Source organism: Loigolactobacillus jiayinensis (genome assembly GCF_003946445.1).
Lineage (GTDB): Bacteria > Bacillota > Bacilli > Lactobacillales > Lactobacillaceae > Loigolactobacillus > Loigolactobacillus jiayinensis.
This window is the reverse complement of the sequence record NZ_RHOF01000009.1, coordinates 64,685-77,450: the sequence shown is the minus strand read 5'-3', so window position 1 is coordinate 77,450 and position 12,766 is coordinate 64,685. Positions and strand designations below refer to the sequence as shown.

Sequence of the window (12,766 nt, the reverse complement as noted above, 5' to 3'; positions counted from 1 at the left end):
GAAACAGATAAAAGTTTATATTATTTCAATTGTCAACTTGACAGGGCCTAGTACAGATCAGACTTATTTTCCTATGTAGCTTTATTGCTGTGCACGTTGCACAAAATGTAACTTGCTGTGTTGCTGTTTAGCGGTGGTCAAAACTGTCTCCGCTTTGGCCAAGCGTGTATTAGCTGTAACCAATGTGGTTTGTGCTGCGATCAAGCGCGTGATTTGTGCCGTGTAAATGCGCTGTACCTGTGTTTGGCTGTATTTAGCTTGGGCCCAGGCTGCTTGTGCATTCAATAAATGCTGTTGCGCCCGCGTCACGTTGGCAGTCGCATTTTGCAGATCACTAAGGGTCAGTCGTGCTTGAACTAAATTGGTCTGTGCTTGCTGTAACGCGGCCTGACTGGTAGCTAAACGTTGCGCAACGGTAGTAACGTGCCGATTCGCTTGGCGGGCGGTTATTTGACTAGTCTTTAACACATGCTGTTGCACCGCTTCATTTTGTTTAAAAGTGGTCAAATCAGCCTGCGCTAAGGCTAAATGCGCTTGTGCCCGCGCACGACGTTGTGGTAAGTAAGTGACTGTCGCTTGTGCATTTGCGGCGATTGTCTGCTGACGTTGTAACTTTGCTTGCGTTGTGACCAAAGCCGTCTGCGCACTGGCAGCATGAGCTAGGCTGGTGTTGAGCGTCGTATTGGCACTGGCGGCAGTTTGCTGTGTTGTGACGACAGCGGCAGCAGTTTGCGTCGCCTGTGCTTGTGCTGCAACAGTTTCCGCATGCGCTTGTGCCAAGGTTTGGCGTGCAGCAACTAATGTGGCTGGCTCACTAGCTGCCGTTACCGCTTGGTGTGCCGCAGTGGCTGCCATTTGTGCTGAACCGAGCTTAACTTGTACCTGTGTCTGCTGCGCAACTGCGGTCGACTGTTGCGCTAACGCTGTCGTTAAGGCCGCCTTAGCCCACGCACGAACAATTGTCCAACGGCGTAATTGTGCTGGATCGCGGTTGATACGTAGATAGCCGATCTGGGCAAAAGCTGCCGACCAACGTACCTGCAAATGCTGCCAGCGCGCGCGCCGAGCGTCCACCACATTAGCGACCGAATCCACTTGTTGTACGGATTGTGCAACCGCCGCCGTGGTCAGGGCTAAATTAAAATCAGCTGTACTGGCAGCAGTAGCGGCTTGACTGACGGCGCTAGCGGTTGCAACTGATTGTGCAGGGGTATTCACCGCGAGCGTTGCTACCGTGACTGCTGTTTGTGCGGCGCTTTCGGTCGCTGTTGCGTCAACCACCGCCGCTTGGGCCGCACTATTCGCTACAGTTGCCGCAGTCACCGCCGTTTGCGCGTTGCTGGCAGCCTGCTGGGCGCTACCCGCATTTGCGGTAGCCACAGAACTTGCGTTACTGGCAGTGCTAACGGCTGCAGTGTCAGTTTGTACTTGGGCCGTTGCTGATGTTGCCGCGGACTGCACTGCACTTGGCGCTAGTGCTGCCATTTGGCTCTGTGCTTGGGCGACCACGACCTGCTGGCTGGTCACGCTGACTTGAGCAGCAACGGTATTACTGGCCGCCAAATCAACATTTGACTGTGCAACGTGAGCTTCACTCGCTGCACGGGTTACCGCTGCCTGACTAGTAGACGTTTGCGTTTGTGCACTGGCGACGCTACTTTGCGCGTTACTGACACTTTGTTGTTGGGCCGCTACATTGGCCGAAGTTGCCTGTGTTTGTCGCGCTTGGGCCGAGTCTACACTAGCACTGGCACTGGTCACACTGTTTGCAGTCGTCGTTGTTTGCTGGTTGGCACTCGCCAACGCTGCTTGAGCGCTTGCCGCTGCTGCCTGGGCCGCTGCAAAAGATTGCTCAGCCGCTGCTTGGCTTGCTGAAGCCGCGGTCACGGTATTTTGTGCCGCGTTGACCGCTGATTTTGGTGCAGGCGTAGCCGTTGTTGTAGCTGGAGTGACCGTAGTCGCTGCCGCTACTGGTTGCGCACCAAGCGCCCAGCCACCACCAACTAACGCCACCGTGCCAGCTGCTAAAAGTGTTGCTCGGGGCTGTATTTTTACTTGCTTATTGAAAAATGCCGTCATCGAAGAATGCCTCCACTATCATGCTGCGCTGGAAATAACGTCCAGCTATGACTTTAATTTTACCATGCCAGCCGCGTGAATAATATTTCATTTATAAGACGTGTCATTTGAGAAAAATCAATATTTTAATGTCGCAATGAATTTTTCTGCATGAGCGGCGGTACTACAGGTATACTAATCGATTTGGTGTTGTACACGGGCATGCCAGTTAGGCGCTTATTAACCCAGCCAGGTTCAAGGATGGCCGCCGACTTGTACGCAGTTAAAGTAAGCAGGCCGGCAGTAGCGATTGTGGGTCGGCCAGCAACTTTTTTACGCAAAAAAAATAATACCACTAGTTTGCGTAGATTAATAATAACGGGCAAAAATAAAGATTCTAAACGTGTGTTCGACTCACGGTTGCATTGTCTAGCTAAATGCGTTATGCTTGTATCGTTAAGGAACACACGTTCGATAGTGAAAGGATGATCATCATGGCAGCGAAGCACACGATAACACCAGTACATGAAATCACTGATAGTAAGGACCGCAAAGTGGCCTTAGACAAGGCAGTTAAGGATATTACGAAAGCCTTTGGCCAAGGCGCCATTATGCGTATGGGCGAGAAGACCAGCGCCGAGATCCAAACTGTTTCCAGCGGTATTACCTCATTGGACATTGCACTAGGTGCTGGTGGGTACGCTAAAGGCCGTATTGTCGAAATTTACGGTCCTGAATCATCTGGTAAAACGACACTAGCGTTAGCCGCTGTGGCTGAGACCCAAAAAAATGGCGGCACTGTGGCCTATATTGATGCAGAAAATGCTATGGATCCAGTCTACGCAAAAAACCTTGGTGTTAATATCGACCAACTTTATTTGTCACAACCAGGAACTGGTGAAGAGGCATTACAAATTGTGGATGCGCTGGTCAGTAGTTCGGCACTTGATTTGGTGGTTGTTGATTCTGTGGCGGCCTTAGTCCCTAAAGCTGAAATTGAAGGTGAAATTGGCGATAGTCATGTGGGGTTGCAGGCACGGCTAATGTCACAAGGATTACGCCGCCTAGCTGGTGAAGTTAACAGCTCTAAAACTGCCCTGATCTTTATCAATCAGTTGCGGGAGAAGGTCGGCATCGTTTTCGGTAATCCTGAGGTAACTCCCGGCGGCCGTGCATTAAAATTCTACGCGACACAACGCTTAGAAGTTCGGCGTTCAGAACAGATCAAAGACGGTACTGAAATTATCGGTAATCAAATTAAAATCAAAGTGACTAAGAACAAAATTGCACCACCTTTTAAAGTCGCGTTGATCCAGAACTTCTATGGTAAAGGCTTTTCTAAAACAGGCGATATTATTGGTTTAGCGGCTGAAGCAGATATCATCAAAAAATCAGGTTCTTGGTATTCCTATAATAACGAGCATATTGGCCAAGGGCTGACTAATACGATTAAATATTTAGAGGAACATCAAGACATACTCACAACGATCACACAACAAGTGCGCGACCATTATATTAATGAGCCCCAAGCCGATGAAGCAAAGGCACAGTCGACCAAGCAAGCAGAAATGCAACAGCCAGAGTCATAAGCAATGATTGTTCTAGATCAGAAAGACACTATTAAGTAGGCGTAAGAAAAGGAGCTAGAACATAATAAAATTATGTCTAGCTCCTTTTTTGGCTATGAACATTGCCCTTAAGCCTATTTTGTTAGCGCGCTTTGCCGCTACTTCACAATGCTAACAGCTAGGGTAGTGGGTTCACGCGATTATGCTGGGCTTAAATTTTTTGCTGAATTTCACCAATGGTTACTTTCAAAACTTCGCGTAACCAAGGAAATTTAGCGTGCATTGCATCAAATTCTGCACCGGCTTTAATGAATTCACCGGTACCATGGATATGAAAACCAGCACCAGGACCGACTGTGCCTTCAACCGCTTTGCTGCCCATGGTTAAAACCACGGTGTTATCAGTGCTGAAATCATGTTCGATACTGTGCATTCCGGCTGCAGGAATCAATAAATAGTTGCTGGCTTCGTTTATATCGACGTAAGATGCCCAAGTATTGACAACGCTGGCTGGTTGGGCATTAACGGTAATGATCGTAACGGGACCTTCATGCTGCATAACTTCAAGAAATTTTTGTTCCATTGATTAAACCTCTTTTCGTTTTGGTGGCCTAATTATACTACTACCGGTTAAGAAAGCTAATTAAATGGTTGGTTATTGAAAAAAATAAGTGATGAATCCATAATTTGTTCAATTAAGGTTAATTATGTATTTCATTTATGCTATCATTTATCTGTAGAGATTTTTAAGTTGTAGCTCATTGTGTTGTGCGCTTGTTGCGGGTCACAACGTGATGGGGTTAAACTTTCTAAACTAAAATGATGGCGCAAAATTAGATTAGTCTTTTGTCGCCCATAATGCAGACGTGTCTAGCACGAGAAAAATTATTTTTTGACTGACAGAATAGTTCGTCATTGGGAGATGTAAATAAACAGTGGACACAGATAGTATTTTAGTTCAGGCATTATTATGGAACTCGCAATTACTGGTTGCCGTATTTTTTATCGCCGGTTTTGTTGGCTTTCACTTAGAGATCTGGAGTCGCGGATTTCAAGATCAAAACATATCCCATAAGAAACAGTTACTATATCGCGGGCTAGGTATTGCTTTAGTCATTATATGTGCTGTGGTCTTAAATGCAGCCGGCTATATCAGTAGTATTAATGCTGTGCTGTATCACAATATGGGACTATTCATCTTAATTTTAGCGTTATTGGATGAAGATACTAATATTTGGGAGTATCTATTGCGCTGTTTGATGCTAGTTGCAGTTTGGTCAATGTATTATATTAATAATTTTGCTGATCGTCGCTTCGGTATTTCGATGGCAATCCTATTATTTATGTTGGTAATTGTTCGTTATTATCGCAAAGCAATCGGACCTAATTTTCGCTTCCGGTTACCGATCGCTGTTATTATTGCAGCTGATTTTTGGTTTACGTTACCCACTCACCCAGCTGGAATGCAAATGTCACCGCTGATTGCTTTTAGTGCAGTGTTGATGTTTTTCTTGATGAAATTATCCACTGGCCGTCAGCAGCGCCGCTTTTTTGATAATTTACAAACTGCGCACATGGCGCACTACGATGAATTAACGACGACTAAGAACTTCACTGCTTATCAGCAGGATGTTTTCACGCGCTTTGGTGTAGCGCATACTAGTCAGCAGCCGTTGACCTTAGCATTGATCGATGTTGACCACTTTAAGTTAGTCAACGATCGGTTTGGTCATTTAGCCGGTAACCATGTATTAGCCAAGGTGGCCCAAACGTTAAAGCAAATTTTACAGCAGTATGGCGAGCATTATGAAGTTTACCGTACTGGTGGCGAAGAATTTACTTTGATTTTTCCTAACAGTACCACTAAGGAAGTTTTTCAAGTTATGGCTCATTGCTGGCAAACGATTCGTTCAACGCCTTTTGTTTTTGACCAAGCAGAGATCGCCGTTACGATTTCTAGTGGTTTGACACAGATGCGTTCAGACGATCAATCACCAGATGATATTTATAAGCGAGCGGATACTTCTTTGTATAAAAGTAAGGAGCGTGGTCGCGATACGATCACGATTGATGATAAAACACAACAATTACAAGATGATTCTAATCAAGTGAAGTACACTTATTTTGTTAATGGGTTGTATACATTTTCTGACCGGCGCCGTCTCGCTAACGAATTACATTTACGGCGTTATGATCAACAACAGCAACAGTGGGTCTTACCACAGCAGCATCATCTCGATATTGATACGCGAATTGAACTAATGCGAACTGCGCTAGTTAATAGTCGCTCACAAGTTTTAGTTACCACGCTATCCGTAGCTGATTTTCTCAATCAGAAAGTGGCTGATAAATTAGCGGCTTACTTAAATGGCCCCGATGCGCCAGATATATTCGGAATCGAATTAAGTCGAATACCCGCACTCAATTTATTAATACCCATGGTTGATTTCTATCATAAAAACAAAACCAAAGTCATCTTGAATCAAATCGGTAGTAACCGGTATTTTGAACGGATCAATTCGAGTATGCAATACTTTGACGGCGTTAAATATACGGTTGCGCTAGGTGCTGATCAGATGAAAGCCTGCAAAGAAATTAAGTTCTGGGGCGATATTGCGGCCTTCCATAAAATCGGTTTTTCTATTGATGGTATTACTGATGAAAATTTAGTTAACTGGCTTCGAAAACAAAAGGTTACCCAGTATTTACAAGGTGATTACTTTGATAAGCCGCACTTACCGTTGCTTACAAACTAAAAAAGACGATCAATCTCGAATAGGGGTTGATCGTTTTTTTTGGTAGCTCAAGTAATATTTTTTAAATAGTTTACAAATAGATTGCACAAAATATAATTTAGTAGTAAACTTATTTTTGTACCGAACGGTAGGTTTTTAATTAAAGAGGTGACCCTAGTGAACGACAGTAAAGCTAAAATTATAACGGCTGCGCGCCAACAAATTTACCACAATGGCTATGAAGCGACAGCCATTAGCGACATTATGGCAGCGGCAGAAGTCGGCAAGGGTCAGCTGTATTACTATTTTAAGTCGAAAAAAGATATTGGTTTGGCTGTGGTACAGCAAATTAGCGCTGAGTGGGAGCACCAATTGCTCCAACAAATTCTTGCACCAGAACAACCGGCCGCTGAAGCAATAGCGGCTATGCTGAACTGGGTGCTAGATTTCCAGCGCCAGCAAAGCCACTACTACGGCTGTCCCATCGGCAACGTGATCGTAGAAATGGCGACTAAGGATGAGGATTTTCGCCAATTACTGGACCAACTGATCAACGATTGGCAAACGGCTTTAGCCATAAAGCTCCAACAACTAACGCCAGTGATCACTACCGCCGAAGCCCAAGCCAAGGCGCAAACCACCATTGCCACCTTACAAGGCGCACTGATGTTGATCAAATTACATCAAAGTATCGAACCGTTAGAACAAGCAGTCAACTATTTAAAACAAACACTTTTAAAGCAAGGAAGGTCAATAAAATGAAAATCAATATTAAATCTGCAGCAGCAACGTATTTAGCAAATAAAGTCCCCGCCGGCAAGCATGTTTTTCTCGCGCTAGATGATGGTTCCACGAAGTTTTCTAAGTTAGGTGGATCATGTACCATTGGCAACAAGTTCCAATTAGTGATTGCGGATACCGCCGACGCTGAATATAACGTGGTCATTGATAACAATGCAGACCTAACGTTAACCACCGCCCAACCAGAATTAACGTTTTTGGGTTCAGGCTTAGCCTTAGATTATCAAAATGCGATGTTACGCCTAACTGATGATTCAGGTATTCTTGATGGCGCGGTCACGATCGGTGCAGCCCCTGAACAAACGGTCAGTAAAAAAGAAATGGTTGATCTTGGTGGCAAGATTTGCTAAGTAAAAAGCACTCATCAAATTTGATGAGTGCTTTTTTTATGGCTAAGCGCGCGCCGCTAAATATTGTTGTCGTTGGGCTTGCCAGTAGGCTTCGTCAGCGGCTGTGAGCGATCGTACAATACGGGCTGGGTTACCGGCTGCCACCACATTAGCCGGTAAATTTTTAGTCACCACGGCCCCAGCGCCAACCACTGTGTTAGCACCAATAGTCACGCCGGGGCAGACGACGACATTGCCGCCTAACCAGACATTATCAGCTAAGGTGATGGGTTGTCCAAATTCTAAATACTGATTGCGCACGCTGGCAACGAGAGGATGGCCAGCCGTATATAAACTAACCCGTGGGCCGAGCATCACATTGTCACCAATGTTGATGGGTGCAACGTCCAGCAAAATACAGTCAGCGTTGGCATAGAATTGGCGGCCAACGTGGACATGATGGCCATAATCCACTTGCAGTGACGGTTTAAAATACGCATCCCCGCTAGGACAATCAATTAATTGAGCCAATAATTCTTGGCGCAGTGCACTTTGTTCGGGGGCGGAGCGATTGTAGCGAAAAACTAATTGTTTCGTGGTTGCCCGTAATTGGACTAATTCAGCGGCAGTAGAATCGTATAATTGGCCTGTTGTCATCAAGTCGTAATCAGTGGACATAGGCTGCCTCCTTTATATTCAGTTAGGTTTAGTATAACGGAAAAATAGCTGCTTGGCAGTTTTGAACGTTGTGGCCTAATTTTTAGCCAGTTAGCCACGTTTTTTATTAGGGTTTTGCCTAGTTCTAAAATTACACATAAATAACCGTTGACAAATGTAATCGGTGTGCTAAGATTAATTTATCGATTACAGATGTAAACAGCGACTGCCACTTCTACAAAGTATTGCTAGTTAAGCAGTGGCAACGTTAACAAGATAGAACGGGGGCTTTGACCATGGGACATGGATTTAAGCGACAAATGATCAAGAAGGGTGGTGGACATTACGGCGGCTGAACAATTCAAAATTGATGGGATGGTCTGTGCGAGTTGCGCGCAAACCATCGAACACGCCGTCAGCAAATTACCTGGGGTGACCGTGGCCAACGTTAATTTAGCCGCCGAGCGCATGCGCGTTGAGTTTGCTGATCAAGCTTTGGCACCAGCAGAAGTGATTCAAGCGGTGGTCAATGCCGGTTATGGTGCCGAATTGGCTCAGGAGTTGACACAGGAAAACGTTGCCGCTGAACACGATGAAAAGGTCGTTAAACTGACGCAACAGCGTAACGCTATGATTGGCGCATTGATTGGTGCAGCGGTTTTGATGTACGTTGCCATGGCTGGGGATTTGCATTTGCCGACATTTAATTGGCTCAACCCAATGATGTCACCAGTTAGCGCTGGTTTTGCCGAAATGATTTTAGCGTTGCCAGTATTGTGGCTCGGGCGCGATTATTTAATTAAAGGCGCAACGACACTATTTCGCGGCCATCCCAATATGGACTCGTTAGTCTTTGTTGGTACCGGCACCGCCTTTTTGTACAGCTTGATCAACACCGTGATCATGGCGGTGACTGGTCAGCATTTGCCACTATACTTCGAAGCTAGTGGCACGATTTTAGCTTTGATCATGCTGGGTAAGTATTTTGAGGCGTTGTCCAAACAGAAAACGACAACTTCGATGACGTCGTTATTGACCTTAGTGCCCAAAATGGCTGACCGTATCAATGCAGATGCGTCTGTTCAGTCAGTGCCGGTCAATAAGTTGCAAGTTGGCGATACGGTTTTGGTTAAATCGGGCCAAACGATTCCGGTAGATGGTGAAGTGTTAACTGGCCAAACAACGGTGGACGAATCAATGCTGACTGGCGAAAGTTTGCCGATCACTAAAATGAGCGGCGACCGCGTCATTGGGGGTAGCACCAATAAAAATGGGCAGATCACTTATCAAGCCACCCATGTTGGTAGCGATACTGCCTTGGCGCACATCGTCAAATTAGTTAGTGATGCGCAGGGTTCCAAAGCACCAATTGCCCGCTTAGCCGATAAGATTTCGGGTGTGTTCGTACCGGTGATCATGGGGATCGCCTTAATTGGCGGGCTTGCTTGGTTACTTAGTGGCCAAACATTAGCCTTTTCCTTGACCATTTTCGTTTCAGTGTTGGTGATCGCTTGTCCCTGTGCCTTGGGCTTAGCCACACCAACGGCGATTATGGTCGGTACTGGTTTAGGTGCAAAACATGGGGTTATCTTTAAAAATGGCGCTGCATTAGAACAATTAGCGCAATTGGACACGGTAGTTTTGGACAAAACAGGGACCATCACCCAAGGTCAGCCCCAAGTAACTGACGTGGTAACGACTGGCAACCGAGCAACGGTTTTACAATTAGCTGCTAGCTTGGAATATTATTCTGATCATCCCTTAGCTAGCGCAGTCATTGAGGCGGCGGACGCGCAACGCCAAGCAGTCGCGGATTTTGCGACGTTACCTGGCCTAGGAGTCACCGGCACCATTGCCGGTGTTAATGTGGCGTTAGGTAACGCTAAATTAATGCAACAACAAGGTGTTGCTGCTAGCCCATTGTTTGACCAAGCTGCACAACTCAGTACGGCTGGCAAAACCTTGATCTACGTGGCACAAGCACAGCAACTAGCAGGTGTGCTCGGGGTGACGGATCCAATTAAAGCCGATTCACCGGCTGCCATTGCCCGCCTACAACATTTAGGTGTTGACGTGGTCATGCTGACTGGGGATAACCGGCCAACTGCTGAAGCCATCGCTGCGCAAGCCGGCATCAAACAGGTCATCAGCGATGTGCTACCCGAAGGCAAAGCTGACGCCATCAAGGTCTTACAGCAACAAGGGCACAAAGTAGCAATGGTCGGCGATGGTATCAACGACGCGCCAGCTTTAGTACAAGCTGAAATTGGTGTGGCTATCGGTAACGGGACCGATGTTGCGGTGGATTCAGCAGAAGTCATTTTAATGAATTCTGATCTTAGCTCATTGGTGACTGCTCGTGAGCTTAGCCACAAAACAATGACCAACATTAAGGAAAACCTATTCTGGGCGTTCTTCTACAACGTCTTAGGTATTCCCGTTGCACTGGGTCTGTTATACTTGTTTGGTGGGCCATTACTCAACCCCATGATTGCTGCCGGGGCTATGGGTTTCAGCTCAGTCACCGTTGTTTTAAATGCACTTCGGTTAAATCGTTTTAAAGTTAAAAAATTCAACCAATCTGAAGGGAAGTTATCATAATGAAAAAAGTTAATGTTAATGGAATGAAATGCCAAGGCTGTGCCGATACAGTAACAGAAAAATTAAGTAGCGTCGTCAACAATGTCAAAGTTGATCTAGAAAACAAGGTCGCTACCTTTGACGGTGATGCCAGCGTTGACCAATTAAACGCCGCTTTAGCTGATACTTCATATACGGTTGCCAAATAGATTTGAAGCTATAAGACAAATTAAGCCACAACCCTAATTTATAAGTTAAACGTGTGTCATAAGACTGCTTCTAACCATTAGCGTCTGCTGGCATACGTTTTTTATTATTCTTGATTGCAAGCGCTACAAAAGCTATGATGAAGGTATCTAAAGAAAAGTAGGTGCAGCATGAAAATTGCTTTAATTGCTCATGATGAAAAGAAGCCGCAAATGGCGCGGTTGGCCGCAGCGTACCGCGAAATCTTGCGTGGCCACGAGTTATTTGCCACTGGACACACTGGGAAAGTCGTTGCCGATGCCACTGGTTTGACCGTAAAATGTTTCAACTCAGGCCCTTTAGGTGGTGACCAAGAAATTGGCGCCTTGATTGCCCAAAATAAAATGGATCTGGTGATTTTTCTGCGTGATCCGTTGACCGCGCAACCGCATGAGCCGGATGTTAACGCCTTGATTCGCTTAGCTGATGTTTACGACACACCGCTAGCGACTAACTTTGGCACTGCAGAGGTGCTACTGCGTGGGTTAGACGCTGGCTTTGTTGATTTTCGCCAATTAGTTAACGGTGACGAATCAAAGCACGAACATTATGAATAGTTTGTAGTTAAAAACACGATGTACGCTAGTCGTGCTTTTTTTGCGCAGGCTAACGTCTTTATAAAAAATTGTTCACAAAAGAATTAAGATTTTCCTAAACCTTTAAGCCAATTATTGCTATGATAGAGGTAAGACAAATAGCGATTGTCATTATTCTTCTTAAGCAGTCGCATTGGAGGTGCCGGATGCAAGCATTTATTGTGATGCAAGGACGAACTTATCAGCAGGAAAAAGCCGCTGGTGTGATTTGGACGCAGCAGCGGCCTGCGGGGGTCGTCATACCACCAACTTGGGCGCGTATTAAAATGATCAAGCCACAAGATCTTTTATTTCATTATGTAGCTGGACAGATTGTCGCGGTGAGCCAGGCACAGACGCGGGCAGCGGATGCACCACGGCCAGCCTTTTTGCCAGCCGCCACGACTAGCCCGCGCGTTGACTTAGTCCATTTGCAATATTATCCATTACCCACACCACTGACCGTTAGTGATTATTTACCGCAGTTACAACCGTTATTCCCACTGAAACACGCCGCCTTTCAAGCCGACGGTAGTGGTAATCAGGGCTATATTTACCCCTGCTACTCGTTATTATTGGCCAAATTGATCGACTTGATCAGCGCACAATATTTTGTGGCCAAGCAAAATGAACAACTGACCTTGGCGATGTCAGCTGTGACGGCCACCGATACGGATCCATTGCTCCGTTTGCTGGTTAACGCTGATTTGCTCAACCGCCGGCAAATGGGCCAAGTGGAGCAAAGCTTTCAACAGGCGGTACGCCAACAACAAGTGCCGCAGTGTGCGGTTTGTGGCTTAGAACACGGCAGTCTACTGCAGGCAGTACGCTTAAAGCCTTTGCGCGACAGTGATCCAGCGGAACGGCTATTACCAGCTAATGGCTTATTGCTGTGCGCCAACCACGCACAATTACTGGCACAAGGCTTGATCTCATTTAGCCGCGGTGGCCATTTAATGGTAGCCAAGCAGGTGGGCTATTTGGACCGGCAACGGCTAGCCTTGGTCCCGCGACTAAAAGTTAACTTCAGCTCAGCCGCGGCACCATTTTTAAATTGGCACCGGCGCTTTATTTTTCACGCCTAGTTAAAATTAAATCCAGAGTTAGCTTAAAAGTGACGACTTTTTGGCAACTCTGGGTTTTTGCTGTGATTTTACTGATGAATACCTGTGATGTTGCTGTTAAAGTGGCGGAATTTAATGAGATTTTTCACTAGA

At 46.0% G+C, this 12,766-nt stretch carries 11 protein-coding genes; 8 read left to right on the top strand and 3 right to left on the bottom strand.

Annotated features, from left to right (window positions below):
- Positions 1-81: 81 nt before the first annotated feature.
- Complete coding sequence (locus EKM80_RS04160) at positions 82-2,079, bottom strand: hypothetical protein (RefSeq protein ID WP_125551864.1); 1,998 nt, start codon at positions 2,077-2,079, stop codon at positions 82-84.
- Between the two features lie 473 nt (positions 2,080-2,552).
- On the opposite strand from EKM80_RS04160, the gene recA reads away from it, so the two are divergent.
- On the top strand, positions 2,553-3,647 hold the full coding sequence (gene recA, locus EKM80_RS04155) for a recombinase RecA (RefSeq protein ID WP_125551863.1): 1,095 nt from the start codon (positions 2,553-2,555) through the stop codon (positions 3,645-3,647).
- Between the two features lie 190 nt (positions 3,648-3,837).
- Here the strand turns inward: recA and EKM80_RS04150 are convergent, their stop codons facing one another.
- The gene (locus EKM80_RS04150) at positions 3,838-4,209 is read right to left on the bottom strand and encodes a pyridoxamine 5'-phosphate oxidase family protein (protein WP_125551862.1); all 372 of its coding nucleotides are present in this window, start codon (positions 4,207-4,209) and stop codon (positions 3,838-3,840) included.
- A gap of 352 nt (positions 4,210-4,561) precedes the next feature.
- Here EKM80_RS04150 and EKM80_RS15005 point away from each other — a divergent pair, with 352 nt between their 5' ends.
- From EKM80_RS15005 to EKM80_RS04135, 3 genes are all read left to right on the top strand, one after another.
- The gene (locus tag EKM80_RS15005; protein WP_225418811.1) at positions 4,562-6,382 is read left to right on the top strand and encodes a GGDEF domain-containing protein; all 1,821 of its coding nucleotides are present in this window, start codon (positions 4,562-4,564) and stop codon (positions 6,380-6,382) included.
- Between the two features lie 156 nt (positions 6,383-6,538).
- Complete coding sequence (locus EKM80_RS04140; protein ID WP_225418810.1) at positions 6,539-7,123, top strand: TetR/AcrR family transcriptional regulator; 585 nt, start codon at positions 6,539-6,541, stop codon at positions 7,121-7,123.
- Positions 7,120-7,512: an iron-sulfur cluster biosynthesis family protein gene (locus EKM80_RS04135; protein ID WP_125551861.1), complete on the top strand. Its 393-nt coding sequence runs from the start codon at positions 7,120-7,122 to the stop codon at positions 7,510-7,512. Before EKM80_RS04140 ends, EKM80_RS04135 begins: the two co-directional genes overlap by 4 nt.
- Before the next feature lie 42 nt (positions 7,513-7,554).
- Here the strand turns inward: EKM80_RS04135 and EKM80_RS04130 are convergent, their stop codons facing one another.
- A complete protein-coding gene (locus EKM80_RS04130) occupies positions 7,555-8,169 on the bottom strand; it encodes a sugar O-acetyltransferase (RefSeq protein ID WP_125551860.1) in 615 nt (204 codons plus the stop codon).
- 354 nt (positions 8,170-8,523) lie between these two features.
- Here EKM80_RS04130 and EKM80_RS04125 point away from each other — a divergent pair, with 354 nt between their 5' ends.
- The 4 genes from EKM80_RS04125 (at position 8,524) to EKM80_RS04110 (ending at position 12,634) form a co-directional block, all read left to right on the top strand.
- Positions 8,524-10,749: a heavy metal translocating P-type ATPase gene (locus EKM80_RS04125; RefSeq protein WP_125551866.1), complete on the top strand. Its 2,226-nt coding sequence runs from the start codon at positions 8,524-8,526 to the stop codon at positions 10,747-10,749.
- A complete protein-coding gene (locus tag EKM80_RS04120) occupies positions 10,749-10,937 on the top strand; it encodes a heavy-metal-associated domain-containing protein (protein ID WP_125551859.1) in 189 nt (62 codons plus the stop codon). Before EKM80_RS04125 ends, EKM80_RS04120 begins: the two co-directional genes overlap by 1 nt.
- A 168-nt stretch (positions 10,938-11,105) precedes the next feature.
- The gene (locus EKM80_RS04115) at positions 11,106-11,531 is read left to right on the top strand and encodes a methylglyoxal synthase (protein ID WP_125551858.1); all 426 of its coding nucleotides are present in this window, start codon (positions 11,106-11,108) and stop codon (positions 11,529-11,531) included.
- Positions 11,532-11,716: 185 nt separating this feature from the next.
- A complete protein-coding gene (locus EKM80_RS04110; RefSeq protein ID WP_125551857.1) occupies positions 11,717-12,634 on the top strand; it encodes an HNH endonuclease in 918 nt (305 codons plus the stop codon).
- Positions 12,635-12,766: the final 132 nt, after the last annotated feature.